The sequence below is a fragment of the Rhodococcus sp. KBW08 genome (genome assembly GCF_003852455.1).
In the GTDB taxonomy this organism is placed as follows: domain Bacteria; phylum Actinomycetota; class Actinomycetes; order Mycobacteriales; family Mycobacteriaceae; genus Rhodococcus_F; species Rhodococcus_F baikonurensis.
The window spans coordinates 406,048-421,524 of record NZ_QAJJ01000009.1 but is presented as its reverse complement, the minus strand read 5'-3'; the positions used below and the strand labels follow the sequence as shown (position 1 = coordinate 421,524).

The window sequence follows — 15,477 nt, the reverse complement described above, 5'->3', positions numbered from 1 at the left end:
AGGAATCCGTTGTTTCGGGCGCATGACACCGGCATGGCCGTCGTGAATCGCATCCGTGAGGTGCGGGCAGTTCGACTGCGACAACGACGCTCGAGTGAGCACTGCTCAGGTCGACGAACGCGGGGGTAGCGTTGATTTGTAGTGGTTGGCAGAAAGCGAGTCGGTCGATGGCATCCGTTGTGCGCGCAGAAGCCGACCAGAGAGTTGTCGGCAACTTGCCCTTGGAGCTGACAAGTTTCGTCGGCCGACGGCGTGAGTTGGCCGAAGCCAGAAGATTGTTCGAGTCGTCCCGTTTATTGACGCTCACCGGCATCGGCGGTGTGGGCAAGACGCGTCTCGCGATCCGACTTGCGAGTGCGCTCCAGCGGGTGTTCCGGGACGGCGCGTGGTTGGTGGAGTTGGGCGACCAGACGGATCCCGAACTTCTCGAGGATCATGTCGCCGTGATTTTGGGTGTGAGGCCGGTGTCCTCATCGGACCCGCTGCACACTGTGACCGACTATTGCGCCGATCGCAGTCTGCTGTTGGTACTCGACAACTGCGAACATCTTGTCGATGCCGTCGCTTCGTTCGTCGGTGCGATCCTACGGCGATGTGCCGGCGTCAAGATCTTGGCGACGAGCCGAGAATCGCTGGGTATAGGTGGTGAGGTGACGATGCGCGTTCCCTCGCTCACCACACCGCAGCAACAGCCGCGCGAATTCGAGGGACTTGCCCAGTACGAATCCGTGTCGCTGTTCACCGAGCGTGCGGCTTCTGTCGTGCCAGGTTTCACCCTCACCGAGGAGAACAAGCGCGCCGTTGCTCATATCTGTCACGACCTGGATGGACTCCCACTCCCGATCGAGTTGGCGGCCGCTCGTCTGCGCGGAATGTCGGCGGAGCAGATCATGGATCGGCTCTCGGATCGTTACCGCCTTTTGACTTCCGGTGGACGTGGTGTACCGAGTCGCCAGCAGACCCTCCGATTGTCGATCGATTGGAGCTACGACTTGTGCTCACCTCCGGAGCAGCAGTTGTGGGGTCGGCTGACCGTATTTTCCGGCGGGTTCGAACTGGACGCGGCCGAAGGCGTATGCGGGCAGGATTCGAGTTCGACCGAGGTGCTCGATCTCGTCACTGCGTTGGTCGAGAAGTCCATCCTCATTCGTGAGGAGGTCGACGGCACTGTTCGCTATCACCTGCTAGACCTCCTGCGGGAGTACGGACGCGAGAAGGCCGAGATCTCGAGTGATTTCGTGGAACTTCGACGGCGTCACCGTGATTGGTTCGAAGCGCTGGTCGTTCGTGCGGAAGCCGAGTGGATCAGTGACCGGCAAGCGGCGTGGATTGCAAGGCTGGGTCGTGAACAGCGCAACGTCAACGACGCGTTGGAATTCTCGATCTCCACTGCGGGAGAGGCGCGATCTGCAACGCGAATGGTCGGTGCGTTGTACAGATTCTGGCTTGCAAGTGGATTGCTTGTGCAGGCGCGCTATTGGACGGATCGAGCCCTGAATACAGCGGATCGGGAGCTGGACCCGTTCCGAGTGGATGTCTTGGCCATCGACGCCGTGAATCACGCGATGCAGGGTGAGCTCGAACGGGCAGAAGAGCTGGTCGACGAGAGTTGGCGCCTGGCGAACGCCTTGGCGGACGTACGCTCACGCGGTCTGGCGGCATGGGGTGACGGATACGTCGATACATTCGGGGGCAACTTCGATACCGCTACAGCCAAGCTGGAATCCGCGTTGACGCTGTTTCGACTCGACGAAAATCTGCTGCATGTGGTGATCGGCCTGGACACTCTGGGGATCGCATACTTCCTTTCGGGGGCCCTCGATCGCTCTGTGGAGTGCAACGAAGAGACTCTCGCGATCACCGTGCCCGCCCACGAAGTGATGTTCCAGGCTTTTGCGCTGGGAACTCTCGGGATCGTCGGCTGGCTCCGAGGTGAATTAGAAGGCGCACGTGACTATTTGACTCGAAGTCTGAGAATTCTCGATGCCCCGATGAACTCGGCGTGGTGTATCGAACCGTTGGCCTGGATTGCTGCAGCGCAACGTGATTGGAAGCATGCAGCGGTTCTGCTCGGCGCGGCGTCCATGTATTGGCAGAAGCTCGGGGGACGGCTGGCGGGCCTGCCGGGTTTGTCAACTCATCACGACAGCGCGGCAGACGCTGCACGCAAGGCTATGGGTGATGATGCTTTCGACACCTCGTTTCGCAACGGGTTTGCGATGTCCGAAGGTGAAGCTGTCGCGTATGCGCTCGACAAGCGTTCCAGTGCGACGACTGCATCGTCGACAGAAGGACCTCACCTCACTCGCCGTGAGCAGCAAGTTGCGGAACTGGTTGCTCAGGGACTGACCAACCGCGCCATCGCGGAGCACTTGGTCATCTCGCTGCGGACCGCTCAGGGGCATGTGGAACATGTGCTGACAAAACTGGGATTCACTTCCAGAGCACAGATCGCGGCGTGGTTCGTCTCGACCGCGCAGGAGACCGACTCCCGAGGCTGAGACCGTGGGCAGCGGTGCGCTTCTCCGGGTGCAGTTCGCGGGGGTAGCGTTGGTGTGGAGTGGAATCGCAGAAAGCGAGTCGGTCGATGGCATCCGCTGTGCGTGCAGAAGCCGATCATCGGATTGTCGGCAACTTGCCGTTGGAGCTGACGAGTTTCGTCGGCCGACGGCGTGAGTTGGCCGATGCCAGAAGATTGTTCGAGTCGTCCCGTTTGTTGACGCTGACCGGCGTTGGGGGAGTGGGTAAGACACGCCTTGCGATCAGACTCGCGGGTGCGCTGCAACGCGTGTTCAGCGGCGGAACCTGGTTGGTGGAGTTGGGCGAGCTGTCGGATCCGGACCTGCTCGAGGACCATGTCGCCCTGACGTTGGGGGTGCGGCCGGTCTCGTCGTCGGATTCGCTGCACGCCGTGATCGACTACTGCGCCGATCGGAGTCTGCTGTTGGTGCTCGACAACTGTGAGCACTTGGTGGATTCGGTTGCCCGCTTGTGCGGGGCGATCTTGCGTCGCTGCGCCGGGGTGAAAATCTTGGCGACGAGCCGCGAGTCGCTGGGGATGGGCGGTGAGGTGACGATGCGTGTTCCCTCGCTCACGACGCCGGCTCTTCGGGGCCCGAACGGGTCCACCGGGCTGGCCCAGTACGAATCCGTTCTGTTGTTCACAGAACGAGCCGCAGCGGTGGTACCAGGATTTGCGCTGACCGAGGAGAACAGGCATACCGTTGCCCGCATCTGCCAAGACCTGGACGGACTGCCGTTGCCGATCGAACTGGCAGCTGCCCGTCTGCGGGGTATGTCTGCGGAGCAGATCATGAACCGGCTCTCGGATCGGTACCGTCTCCTCACCAATGGCGGACGAGACGTGCCCAGTCGTCAGCAGACCCTTCGATTGTCGATCGATTGGAGCTATGACCTCTGTTCGCTACCGGAGCAGCGGTTGTGGGGGAGGTTGTCGGTCTTTTCGGGTGGGTTCGATCTCGACGCGGCGGAGGGGGTGTGCGGGCAGGATTCGAGTTCGACGGAAACACTCGATCTCGTCACTGGTTTGGTCGAGAAGTCCATCCTCATTCGTGAGGAGATCGACGGCTCCGTTCGATACCACCTTCTCGATCTGCTCCGGGAGTACGGGCGTGAAAAGTTGGATTCAACGGGGGAGCAGCTCGATCTGCTTCGCCGACACCGTGATTGGTTCGAAGGCCTTGTCATCCGTGCAGAATCCGACTGGATCAGTAGCGGGCAGGCGTCGTGGGCAGCGCGGCTCGGTCGAGAACAACACAATCTGTACGATGCGCTGGAATATTCGATTTCCACCGTTGGTGAGGCGCGGTCTGCGACTCGTATGTTCACCGCGTGGTACAGATTCTTGTTGTCCGACGGATTGATCGGCCAGTTGCGATATTGGGCTGATCGAACACTGAACGCCGCGGACTCCGAGCCTGACATGTTTCGGGTGGATGTCCTGTGCGTGGACGCCGCGGCGCATGCGATGCAGGGCGATCTCGTTCGCGCCCGCGAACTGATCGACGAGGGACGGCGACTTGCCGAGGCTCTGGGAGATGTGCGCTCGCGAGCTCTGACGGAGTGGGCGGGCGGGTACGTCGACACATGCGCGGGTGAATTGGACAATGCCACAGCGAAGTTGGAATCTGCCGTGACGTTGTTTCGGCTCGACGAAAATCTGCAGTACGTTGTGATCAGTTTGGATACCCTCGGCCTCGCCTACATTCTTACGGGCGCGCTGGAGCGGTCGGCGGAGTGTTTCGACGAGTGTCTCGAGATTACCGAGCCACTGCGCGAAGTGACGTATCAGGCCCACGCGTTGGGGTTTCTCGGACTCATTGCTTGGCTTCGGGGCGACTTCGCGCGCACGAGTGAGTATTTGACGCGAAGTTTGCGAATTGACAGCTCGTCGATGAACGCGGCGTGGTGCATCGAACCGCTTGCATGGACGGCTGTGGCACAACGTGATTGGAAGCATGGAGCGGTTCTTCTCGGTGCCGCAGCGATGTACTGGCAGAAGATCGGGCAACCTCTCACCGGATTCTCGCGGTTGTCGAGCTACCGCGAGAATGCCATGGATAGTTCTCGAAAGGCTTTGGGTGACAGCGCCTTCGATAGAGAGTTTCACCGAGGAATCGTCATGACCGAGGGTGAAGCCGTCGCCTATGCGCTCGACGAGCGTCGCAGTGCTTCAGCTTCACTGTCGACGGAGGCGATCCGACTGACCCGTCGTGAGCAGCAAGTTGCGGAACTGGTGGCTCAGGGCCTCACCAACCGCGCTATCGCCGAGCATCTCGTCATTTCGCCACGGACGGCGCAGGGGCATGTGGAGAACGTGCTGACGAAATTGGGATTCACCTCCAGAGCGCAGATCGCGGCGTGGGTGGTATCGGCTGCGCAGGAAGATGATTCGCAGCAGATCAAAGCTTCAGAAGGCCGGAGTTGACGTCCGATTGCACTGCGCCTCGGTCGTCGCCGCACAGGCAGAACACCGGATAGCGCTTACCCACTTCTCGCCGTTGAAACGACACTCGCAGCGGTCCGGGCGCATCCGTGCGTGGGGATTGCGTGAGTAACGTGTACAGCCACGGTCCCTCGTCCAATTCGACGATGGCGAGAACCGTCGTCGGATCGCCCTGAACCGTTCGCCAGGACACGACAGTGCCGTCTCCGCAGCACCGCGCTACGTCCAATCGCACCCCGCGGCATCTGGTGCAGACGGCACTGGCGGGGGAGAGGATGGCGTCGCATTCCGCGCAATGGGGGAGCGTCAAGCATTCGGATAGTGACGAGCGGGCCGAATGTCGTTGCGATCCAGGCCGTTTTGTCAAGCTGACGTGAAACATGTCAGTAACGGCGGGCGAGGTAGTACGGCATCGAGTCCACGGGTGCGCGTTTGACCGACTCGCCCGATGTCGGGGCGTGAACGACGTCACCGCCGCCGGCATAGATCCCGACATGTTCCCCGCCGTAGTACAGGACCACGTCACCGGGCTGGAGTTCGTCCCGGGAAACCGGAGCTCCGCCGACGGCCTGGTCGTAGGTAGTTCGTGGAATCGAAACGCCCGCTTGTGCATAGGCCCACTGCACGAGGCCGGAGCAGTCGAACGAGTCCGGTCCGGTTGCGCCCCAGACGTACGGGGCGCCGATCTTGGACTGTGCGACTGCCAATGCGCGGCCTCCGTCCGAGGAAACGAAACCCGACACCTTTGCCGGATTCGTGGCGACGGAAACTTCGCCTGTGTTCCAGTCCGGAAGCAAGGGGGTCTGAGCGTTTGCGGTGTCGATGCTCACGGCAAGGGTTGTGAGCGAAAGAGCGCCGATGACAAGCGCCCTTCCGAGTGCGTTCTTCGTCGTGCGGGGGCTGGTGAATCGGTGGTGCGACATTTCTCGTGTTGCCTTCGCGTCGGTGCGTCCCGAAGCAGGTATCGGCTGAGCGTGATCGGGCTTCGGCTTGTGACACACAGCCTGGTGTCGCCTCGACGTGTTCGCGCCGGTCAGGTGGACGGGGTGCATACCTGTTTTCGAATGGCGTGTCGGCAGGTGTGACGTCTCGAGAAAGGGCAGAAGTAAGAAGTAGGTATCGGTGCAGGTACTACGGTCGTCGCCGCACCGCGGGCGCACGGCAATATCGAGTTCGGTACTTCACCCGAGGAAAAACCACCTCTGAACTGGACCGAGCCGATCGACACTTCGAAGGTTATGCGGCGTGGATGACGCGGTTTCTGGACGCCGCCGGAGTTACCGGCCCGGTGACCGTCGTCGGGCATTCGTTCGGCGGCGGTGTGGCGACAGCACTCGCGCGGGACTTCCCCGTGCGATTTGCGCGCTTGGTTCTGGTGAACTCGGTTGGTGGCGTTCTGTTCGACCATGCGGATTGCGCAGTGACCAGGCGGCCGGCGATCGTGTGCGGCGTGGCGACCTCGCCGGTACGCAGCGGGTCGGGAAATGCGCTCACGAAACGGTGCCTAGCTGGATTCGGCGGTCGTTCTGTACTCTCGCAGTCATGCAACAGCGGAGCACGGGAACGGTGACACGGTCACTGTTGCTGCTTCTGCTGCCGTTCATCGCGCTTCTCGCAGTGCCTCCGCTTGGATCGTCGGGCAGCGCCGCGGTGCTGGGAACTGCGATTGCCGTCTTCGTGGTCGCGGCGCTCGCCACCTCGTCGAGGTACGAACTTCTGCAAGTGTGTGCGGTTGCGGCCACCGGACCGTCGGATGACGAGCGCTGCCTGCGTGGTGCCTTCCGTAGGCAGAGCAGTCCGGACGCGCCCGGTCGTCCGCAACCTCGAGCACCCGGAATCGGTCTGTAGATCGGCCGTCGGCGGGAGTGAACTCGCCGTAGGTCGGTCAGACGTCTTGCGTCCACGACCATTCCCGCGCTCTCGATTGCCGGAGCGTGCCTCTCGGTGAGGTTTTTTCGTCATGCTCGATTTTGTCTACTACCCCGTGTCCGGAATCCTCTGGTTCTGGCACAAGGTCTTCTCACTGATCTCCGGATCACCCGACAACGGCGTCGTATGGGCGCTGTCGGTCGTGTTTCTGGTCTTCACGCTCAAGGCCTTGCTGTTCAAACCATTCGTCAAGCAAGTCCGCACCCAACTCGTGATGCAGAAACTGCAACCGCAGATCAAGGCATTGCAGAAGAAGTATTCGGGCGACCGGCAGAAGCTCACTGTCGAGATGGCAAAGCTGCAGAAGGAACACAACTACAGCCCGTTGCTCGGATGCCTGCCGATGCTCGTTCAGGCACCGGTGTTCATTGGTCTCTATCACGTCCTGCGATCATTCAATCGAACCGGAGCGGCATCCCACGTCCCGTTTCTGAGCCCGACCGAGCCCATGTCGGTGGCGGACAACGCGAACACTGCCAACTACTTCTTCAGCGCCTCGGACGTGCAGACGTTTCTCGACGCCAAACTGTTCGGCGCGCCGTTGTCCGCCATGATTTCGAGTCCGGCAGCACAACTGGAGGCGTTCGGCGACGTCAGCCGAATCTCCATCATTCTGGTTGCCGTACCGCTGATGATCTTCGCGGCCGTCGCTACGCATTTCACGTCGCGGGCGTCCATCGCACGTCAGGTGGACACCGGAACCGTCAACCCCCAGACGGCAATCATGAACAAGCTTGCGCTGTGGGTATTTCCGATCGGTGTGATTGCGTTCGGCGCTTTCGCCCCTGTTGCGATCCTGCTCTATTTCGTGAGCAACAACTGCTGGACGTTGGGACAACAGCATTTTGTCTACGGACGCATCGCGGCGGAGCAGAAGGAGGCCGAATTGTCGCCGACATCCTCGACGGCCGCGACGCAGGCGCCCCGAAGGGCCGCCGCACCGTTGCCGGGAGCAAAGCCGATCCGGACCAAGCGCAAGCGATGACCGGAAAATCGCCCCTCCCTACCGACGAGTAAGGCACGTACGCTGGAAAGCATGACCAAATGGACCGCAGAAGACGTAGTCGATCAGACCGGCCGCACATTTGTCGTCACGGGGGCGAACAGCGGACTGGGTGAGGTAGTCGCACGAGCGCTGGGCAAAGCCGGGGCAGACGTGGTCCTCGCCTGTCGGGACACCACGAAGGCCGACGTCGTAGCCGCCGAGATCGGGTCAAACGCGGTAGTGCGTAAGTTGGACCTGTCCGATCTGTCGTCGGTACGAGCTTTCGCCGACGCAACGGACAAGGTCGACGTCCTGGTGAACAACGCCGGCGTTATGGCCGTTCCGTTCCGCCGGACGGTCGACGGTTTCGAAATGCAGATCGGCACAAATCATCTCGGGCACTTCGCCTTGACCGGTCTGTTGAAGGACAAACTCACCGACCGGGTCGTGACCATGTCCAGTGCCCTGCATCAGCTTGGAACTGTCGATCTCGACGATCTCAATTTCGAACGTCGGAAGTACAACCGCTGGTTGGCCTACGGGCAGTCCAAGCTCGCCAATCTGTTGTTCACGTACGAACTTCAGCGCAGGCTTGCAGCTTCGGGATCTCCGCTCAAAGCGCTCGCTTCGCATCCGGGATATGCGTCGACGAACCTGCAGGGGCATACCGAGTCGATCCAGGACAAGCTGATGGGGATAGGTAATTCGATCTTCGCTCAGTCCGCGGAGATGGGGGCGCTTCCCGAACTGTGGGCGGCCACTGCGCCGGATGCTTTCGGCGGCAGTTACATCGGACCGGACGGTCCGTTCGAGCAGCGCGGGTATCCGAAGGTCGTGGGGTCGAACAAGAAGTCTCACGATACGAGGACCGCCGCGGGCTTGTGGAATTTGTCGGAGAAGTTGACCGGAGTCTCGTACGGGATCTGATTCGGATATGAAGGTGGCCGCGAACTTNNAAGTTCGCGGCCACCTTCACATCTGTTCGAGCTACATGCTGTTCGGGTTACAGCGTGACAACCATCTTGCCGGTGTTCGCACCGCGCATCAGGTCGATGAAGGCTTGTGGTGCATTCTCCAGGCCTTCGACGATGGTCTCGTCCCACTGAATCTTGTTGTCGGCGAGCCACCCTGCCATGTGGGTGCGGAATTCGCCGCCGAGGTGGCGGTAGCCGCCCACGAGGAATCCGCGCAGCGTGAGCTGCTTGCCGATCACCAATGCCAGATTGTGGGGAGCGGTGGGCTTGTCAGTGGTGTTGTACTGAGCGATGGCCCCACACAAGGCAATCCGACCACCCTGGTTCATGGCGTCGATGGCGGCTTCGAGGTGCTCGCCACCGACGTTGTCGAAGTACACGTCGATGCCGTCAGGCGCCGCGGCGGCCAGAAGTTCGGTGATCGGGCCGTCGTGATAGTCGAACGCCGCGTCGAATCCGAGTTCGAGAAGTCGGGCAACCTTCGCCGGTGAACCGGCGCTGCCGATCACTCGCTTCGCGCCGAGCAACTTGGCGATCTGACCGACGAGCGATCCGACGGCACCTGCTGCGCCGGAGACGAATACGGTGTCGCCTTCCTTGAATTCCGCGACTGCGGTGAGGCCGGCATACGCAGTGAGGCCGGTCATGCCGAGGGCGCCCAGGTAGGCCGTCGCCGGTGCGATGGACGTGTCGGCCGGAGTCACTGCGGATCCGTCGAGAATGGCGTATTCACGCCACCCCAGGCCGTGGACGACAACGTCGCCCACGGCGCGATCAGCCGACTTGGATTCGACGACCTCGCCGACAGCGCCACCGTCGAGTGCCGCGCCGACCTGGAACGGCGGAAGGTAGGACTTCACGTCGTTCATCCGGCCGCGCATGTACGGGTCGACGGAGATGGCGATGTTGCGAACCAGGATCTGGCCGTCTTCGAGTTCGGGGAGTTCGACTTCGGCGGTGGCGAAGTTCTCCGAGGTGGGCCAACCGCTCGGGCGTGATGCGAGGCGGATTTCCCGGCTTACAGTGGTGGTGCTCATTCGTCGTCCTTACTTACTTCGAGGGTGACCTCGATGTTGCCGCGAGTTGCGTTGGAGTACGGGCACACCTGGTGTGCCTTCTCCGTCAGCTCGACGGCCTGGTCATGGGGCAGATGGGGGAGTGAAACCTCCAGCGTCACAGCAAGTCCGAAACCGCCTGCGCCGTTCGGGCCGATGCCGACCCGCGCGCCGACTGCGGAATCAGCCACGTTGGCCTTCTCGGCGCGGGCGACCATCTGCAGAGCGGAGTGGAAGCACGCTGCGTATCCGGCGGCAAAGAGCTGCTCGGGGTTGGTGCCCTCGCCGCTGCCACCCATTTCCTTGGGAATGGCGAGGCCGAGGTCGAGGCGTCCGTCCGAGGTGCGAGCGTGACCGTTGCGGCCTTCGCCGGTGGCAAGTGCTTCTGCGGTGTAGACGATGTTCATGACTTCTTCTTTCCGTCGGAGTGGGCATTGGATGCTTGAAGTGACTCGCCGAGGCGGGTGAGAACGTCTCGGAGTTCGGTCAGTTCGTCGTTACTCAGACCAGTGGCGCCCGCGAGCTTGGCCGGGATGTCCTCGGCCTTGCTGCGCAGGGTGGAACCGGACTCGGTCAGGTGGATCTCGACGCGACGCTCGTCGGTGGTGAGGCGTCGACGTTCGATGAAACCCAGACCCTCCAACCGTTTGAGCAGCGGCGACAGGGTTCCGGTATCCAGATCGAGGGCCTCACAGATTTCGCGCACCCCGCGGCCGTCTCGTTCCCAGAGTGTCAACAAGACGAGGTACTGGGGATACGTGATCCCCAGGTCGTCGAGCATCGCTCGGTACGCAGCCGTGGTGGCCCGCGACGCCGAATAGAGGGCGAAGCAGACCTGGCGTTCGAGGGCGAGTGGGTTGGTCACGAGAACAACTGTAGCGCACAGTTAAGTTGTGCACAACAAAAAAGTGTCAAATATATATGCAGCTGTAGCTCTACGGAGCCGACAGAATCTCGGAGACACTCGCGAGGAAGGTGTGCACCGTCCGAGCCGCGGGCGCGGGAAAGCGGGTGCGAAGTGCCAGACCGTCGTGGGTGCGCGAGAACCAGAACTGAACATCGTCGGCATTCGACACGCGACTGAGTTGCTGCGGATTGATCGGCGCAGGCTGTGATTCGCGGGACTCTGATTTACGGGGGCGAGATCCACCGGGCATGGTTCGGTAGTCGGCGTAGGACACCGAGAAGATGTCTCGGCGAGTGGGCGAAACCTCGGGCCCCAAGCTCCGCAACACCTGTCGCGAGGACACGGACGACAGTGAAAGTGACTCGTGGAAAGCGAGATTGACTGCCCGAGCAGTGCTGTGAAGATTATCCATGCTCGTCACGGTGATGGGCGCATTGGCCACCAGCCATCCGAAGGTGTGGTTGTGCCGCGGTTCCCGACGGGTGTGGACCGGAAACAGCAGGTGTGTGTCCCTCTTGCCGGTCAATTGTGTTGTGGCCAAACCGATCGACGCAAGAATGGCGCCGAAAGGCGAGTGTCGATGATCGGCGCAGTTCTGGTCGAAGAGCTCTGCTTCGTCGGCGTCGAGGAGCATTCGGGTGTCGGTGCCCTGGGGTGACATCGTTCCGGCGGGTAGTCCCAGATCTACGGGAAAATGGGGAGTGTCACCTCCGCATGATCGAAGGAAGGACCGCCAACCCGCAATGCGGTGGTCGCCGGGATCTGGATCCGCTGTTGCCGATTCGCGGAAGCAGTAGTTGAGGAAACTTCCGGGCTCCGGCAATAGATCCGACGCGATCGGAACACGTTCCGCCCGAGTGTATTCGCGATACAGAGTGCTGATCTCGGTGATGGCGATGCTCATGGACCAGCCGTCGCAGATGGCATGGTCGAACCCGCAGATCACTGTCGACTGGTCGTCGCGGGTGATGGCACCGAGAAAGTACGCGGGAAACGCAAAAGGATTGCACCATCGATCCAGGCGCTCGCCCAAGAGTTCTCGCACCTGTTCCGGCGTTCGGGCGTCCGCCACGGTTTCCTCACGGAGGCGCAGGTCGCCGATATCGGCGACGTCGACGAACAGTGCCGAGGATTCACCCGGTACTTCGGCCTGGGAGAACGAGCACGACAGGGCGTCGTGGCGGGACGTCCATTCCTCGAAGCTGGCTCTGAGTGCGTCCGTGTCGATGGGGCCGGGGACGTCGAAAGTGGCAGCGAGCCACGTCGTATCGCCGCGGCTCCCGGCAAGATGCAGCTGCTGATTCGAGGTCGGAGGAACCGGATACGTCGATCCGGTGGAGATTTCGCTCGGAGTCCACTGCAGGATGCGCCCCGGCCGTGCCTCGAACCTGTCGAGAAAGGTTATGTGCATCAGGCGGTCTCCACTTCCTGACGTGCATCCGCCTGACGAACGACACGGTAGTCGCCGGTATCGGCGACCGTTCTCAGGACGTTGCGGAGGTGTCGAAGGTACCGATCCACCGATGTGTGTGCTTGCTCGGTATCGGGAAAACTGACCATCACGTACGTACGGTCTTCCTTCCTGTTGATCCACATCGACAGATCACCCGTCGTTCCTGGCCCACCCAGTGCGCGCGCGTCGAGTTCGTCGTGGTGCTCGGCACCTGGAATCAGGCGCATGTCGATGTACGACACCATCGGCGGGACCGAGGTTCCGCCGATGTCGGATCCGGTCAACTTCGACACCTGGGCGATCACCGAGTGAATGGACACGTCCGCGAGTCCCTTCACTGCTGCGCGAGCAGCGTGGGCAAGGGGGAGTGCATCGGTGAAGCTCGTGACATCACTCAGCGTGAACGAGACCGGGACGAGGTTGATGAACCAGCCTTGCGCGTAGCGGTATCTCGGATCGGAGCGGGTACCGACTGCGTTGAGCGCGAAGTAGTTCGCTCTGTCGGCAACTTCGATCTCGGTGAGGGCGAGGGCTGCGAAGATCCCCGTGGAGAAGCCGACACCATGGGACTTGCACAGTGCTGCGAACGCCGCTGACTCGTCGCTGTCGAGAACGTCGATGTGTGTGCGGGTCGACCGGGTCAGTTCGCCCCGCGCGACGCCGAGGTCGAGGGGGAACGTCGGGAGTTGTCCGGCATTGGCCGCGAGAATCGAAATCCACTGCTGCACAGGGGCTGCAGCCAGATCAAGGCTTCCTGCCGACGCCCGCTCTTCGCCGCTGTACTCGACGTAGCTGCCGGGAGAGGGAAGTTGAGCGTCGATGCCGGCGCTTTCGGCGATGTACAACGCACGAAGTTCTTCGACGCCCAGCATCAGCGACAGGCCGTCGGTGTGCGAGTGATCGACGCCGTAGTAGACGGTGAAGCCGGCGCCGTGCTCGACGGCGCCACTGATGAACGAGGGCCACTGCAGTGGGCTGGTATCGCCGGCGAAACTTCGGCTGACATGCTCGCGAACCGCATCGGTCGTGTGCAGAGAACCGACGCTGTGCGGCGTGAGTTCGATCGTCGATGCATCCACCACGTGACGGTCGATGACCCCGCTCCCGTCGGGATCTTCGGATGGTCTGACCTCGAACCAACTGTGCAGTGTGTTGTGCCGCAGGACAAACGCCTGGACCGCCCGACGCAGTGCTTCCCGATCGAGATCACCGGGCAGAGTGAACGTGAATCCGATCCACGGTGACCAGTCGACGCCTTGTGCACGCTTGTGATCGGCGGTTCGAATGTGTCCTTCTTGTAGGAACGAGAGCGGTTGGTCGCTCCGCGGTGCCCCGGATGCCGCCGCCAGGGACTGTTCAGTAGGCCTGAACTCGGTGAGCGTCCCGGCTTTCGGTGCCCAGAGATCGATGGGTGTCATTTCCATGAGAGTTCTCCTCGATCGGTGCAGCGGTGTTGGTCGGAGGTGCGAATGTGTCGGTCGAGAAGGCAAAGTCCTCCATTTCGCGGCGTAGGAGTCCCGCGAAGTGATGGATGTGGCGGCTCGTGCGCGCATTGCCCGGGTGGCGTATGGCCAGATTGAGCCCTTCGGGAGTCCGTGTGAGCCAGATGTAGACGTCGGTTCCCGAATGATCGCGACTACGAAGGCCTCTGGTCTGCCAGCTCGTCCATTGCTCGGCACCAGGAACGTGACGAACGTCCATGTAGGAGAGCACGAACGGCAGGTGATGCGGGGAGTCGATCAGCTCGCACACTCTCGAATACGGCAGGGCCGCCGCGGGTCGGACGCGTCGTATCTCCACACCGGCAAGCTGGGCCAGATCGTTCACCGTTGCGGCGGGGGCAATCGGAATCCTCACCGGCACAACACCGATGAACCATCCCAGCGACGCAGCCCATCGAAGCTCCGAACGCGTGTGTTGCGGCACGACGACGCGGAATTCGTCTGCGCCGGTGAGATCTCCGGTCACCTTGGCTGCGCACGCGAGTATCGCGGCAAGGAGACCTTGGTTGCTGCGCTTGCTCGCTTCTGCCAGGCGTTCGGCGCCCCGGGCGCTCAGAAGCCAAGCGGACAGGCTCTGTTGAGGGACGCGGCGTCCGACGACCGGTTCGGGTAGCGATGGAAAGTACGGAGCCTCGCCCTGCGCGTAGAACTCGCGCCACGTCTGCACCGCCGGGTGAGAGCAGTCCGCGTGTTCCACGAGATCTCGTTCCCTGGTGCCGAAGTCGATGTAGCTTCCGGTCTCCGGCGGTGAGGGATGACTTCCCTCGCTCAGCGAACGGTAGATCGTCTGCAGTTCGTGCGCGGTCAACGCCACCGAGTATCCGTCCAGCAGGGCATGATCAGCGGCAAAAACCACGGTGAAGTGGTTGGGACCTTCAATCGTCGCGAACTGATACGCAGGCCAGACAAGTGGATCGGTCGATCGGTCGAGCAGTTGCTGCAGATGTGTGAAGACGGACATCGAGGACGCAAGATGTCCGACGTCGTTACCCAAAATCCGGACGTCCCCACGCCCCGCGGTGCGTCGGACTATCGCCTCGTCCTCCACGGCGACGTGTGTTCGGAGCACTTCGTGGCGATCGATCCAGTGATCGAGAGCGGCTGCCCAGATCCTTCGGTCGAGTCTGTCGTGGATGCGAAACGAGGTACCCAGCCACGAAGGAGCGCACCCGTCGATCTTGTAGCGCTCCTGCCGTTTCATCTGCTCGGCATGTTTCAGATGTGCTTCGTGGATGTAGCTGGCGGGGCGCTGGTCGACAGGCCACTGCGAGGGCGGATTCACCGCGCCGGGAGTCCACTCGGTGACGGTCCCGGGTGGTAGGGGATAGTCGGCAAGTTCCGTGAATTCCATTGGGAAACCTGATCTCTCGAGATGGCGAAAGGTGGGGATCGTGAACGGGGCGGATGTTTGTAACCGAGAGTGACAGATGATTAGTCAAGGCAAGTAGAACGCGACCTGAGACTCCGCGCAACTGCTTCGAGGCGAGATGTGACGAGGAACATTCCGCTCGTTATTTCGGACAATTCGAATACTGGACATCCGGTTTACGGCCTTGGTCACCTGTCAGTTGATCGATCAATCACTCTGTGGTGAAACAAATTTCAATAGATCGTTGTGAATTCCGCCGGATGGCGAAGAATGTGCGTATGCGAATACCGGAATATGTTTGTGTGTAGCAATTTTCGTAGTGATTCGGCTGTATCTC

14 protein-coding genes are annotated in these 15,477 nt (G+C 61.5%); 6 read left to right on the top strand and 8 right to left on the bottom strand.

The window, feature by feature from the left end:
* The first annotated feature begins 167 nt into the window (after window positions 1-167).
* Together DBV08_RS12765 and DBV08_RS12760 are read left to right on the top strand one after the other, a co-directional pair.
* Window positions 168-2,501, top strand: coding sequence for a LuxR C-terminal-related transcriptional regulator (locus tag DBV08_RS12765; RefSeq protein WP_124567650.1), 2,334 nt, complete (start codon window positions 168-170; stop codon window positions 2,499-2,501).
* 86 nt (window positions 2,502-2,587) lie between these two features.
* On the top strand, window positions 2,588-4,948 hold the full coding sequence (locus tag DBV08_RS12760; protein ID WP_124567649.1) for a LuxR C-terminal-related transcriptional regulator: 2,361 nt from the start codon (window positions 2,588-2,590) through the stop codon (window positions 4,946-4,948).
* Here DBV08_RS12760 and DBV08_RS12755 read toward each other — a convergent pair.
* Window positions 4,923-5,159 carry a hypothetical protein gene (locus DBV08_RS12755; protein WP_095968722.1) on the bottom strand — a complete coding sequence of 79 codons (237 nt, stop codon included), beginning with the start codon at window positions 5,157-5,159 and terminating at the stop codon, window positions 4,923-4,925. The two genes, DBV08_RS12760 and DBV08_RS12755, sit on opposite strands and share 26 nt — an antisense overlap.
* A gap of 190 nt (window positions 5,160-5,349) precedes the next feature.
* The gene (locus tag DBV08_RS12750) at window positions 5,350-5,826 is read right to left on the bottom strand and encodes a C40 family peptidase (protein WP_397487365.1); all 477 of its coding nucleotides are present in this window, start codon (window positions 5,824-5,826) and stop codon (window positions 5,350-5,352) included.
* A gap of 68 nt (window positions 5,827-5,894) precedes the next feature.
* Between DBV08_RS12750 and DBV08_RS33260 the strand changes: the two genes are divergently transcribed.
* The 4 genes from DBV08_RS33260 to DBV08_RS12730 all read left to right on the top strand — a co-directional run bounded on the left by DBV08_RS33260 (window position 5,895) and on the right by DBV08_RS12730 (window position 8,807).
* Window positions 5,895-6,536: an alpha/beta fold hydrolase gene (locus tag DBV08_RS33260; RefSeq protein ID WP_397487271.1), complete on the top strand. Its 642-nt coding sequence runs from the start codon at window positions 5,895-5,897 to the stop codon at window positions 6,534-6,536.
* Window positions 6,509-6,814, top strand: a complete 306-nt coding sequence (locus tag DBV08_RS12740) for a DUF6412 domain-containing protein (RefSeq protein ID WP_260395552.1) — start codon at window positions 6,509-6,511, stop codon at window positions 6,812-6,814. The genes DBV08_RS33260 and DBV08_RS12740 overlap by 28 nt, the downstream gene beginning before the upstream one ends.
* Window positions 6,815-6,926: 112 nt before the next feature.
* Complete coding sequence (gene yidC / locus DBV08_RS12735; RefSeq protein WP_124567647.1) at window positions 6,927-7,880, top strand: membrane protein insertase YidC; 954 nt, start codon at window positions 6,927-6,929, stop codon at window positions 7,878-7,880.
* Window positions 7,881-7,931: 51 nt separating this feature from the next.
* A complete protein-coding gene (locus tag DBV08_RS12730) occupies window positions 7,932-8,807 on the top strand; it encodes an oxidoreductase (protein WP_095968726.1) in 876 nt (291 codons plus the stop codon).
* Between the two features lie 76 nt (window positions 8,808-8,883).
* On the opposite strand, the gene DBV08_RS12725 is transcribed toward DBV08_RS12730, so the two are convergent.
* The 6 genes from DBV08_RS12725 to DBV08_RS12700 all read right to left on the bottom strand — a co-directional run bounded on the left by DBV08_RS12725 (window position 8,884) and on the right by DBV08_RS12700 (window position 15,122).
* Window positions 8,884-9,891, bottom strand: coding sequence for an NADP-dependent oxidoreductase (locus DBV08_RS12725; protein WP_095968727.1), 1,008 nt, complete (start codon window positions 9,889-9,891; stop codon window positions 8,884-8,886).
* Window positions 9,888-10,316, bottom strand: coding sequence for an organic hydroperoxide resistance protein (locus DBV08_RS12720; protein WP_003939720.1), 429 nt, complete (start codon window positions 10,314-10,316; stop codon window positions 9,888-9,890). Before DBV08_RS12720 ends, DBV08_RS12725 begins: the two co-directional genes overlap by 4 nt.
* Entirely contained in the window at window positions 10,313-10,774 is a 462-nt protein-coding gene (locus DBV08_RS12715) for a MarR family winged helix-turn-helix transcriptional regulator (protein ID WP_095968728.1), read from the bottom strand. Before DBV08_RS12715 ends, DBV08_RS12720 begins: the two co-directional genes overlap by 4 nt.
* 70 nt (window positions 10,775-10,844) lie before the next feature.
* Window positions 10,845-12,227: a condensation domain-containing protein gene (locus DBV08_RS12710; RefSeq protein WP_124567646.1), complete on the bottom strand. Its 1,383-nt coding sequence runs from the start codon at window positions 12,225-12,227 to the stop codon at window positions 10,845-10,847.
* A complete protein-coding gene (locus tag DBV08_RS12705; protein ID WP_124567645.1) occupies window positions 12,227-13,693 on the bottom strand; it encodes a condensation domain-containing protein in 1,467 nt (488 codons plus the stop codon). The genes DBV08_RS12710 and DBV08_RS12705 overlap by 1 nt, the downstream gene beginning before the upstream one ends.
* The gene (locus DBV08_RS12700) at window positions 13,626-15,122 is read right to left on the bottom strand and encodes a condensation domain-containing protein (protein WP_124567644.1); all 1,497 of its coding nucleotides are present in this window, start codon (window positions 15,120-15,122) and stop codon (window positions 13,626-13,628) included. The genes DBV08_RS12705 and DBV08_RS12700 overlap by 68 nt, the downstream gene beginning before the upstream one ends.
* Window positions 15,123-15,477: the final 355 nt, after the last annotated feature.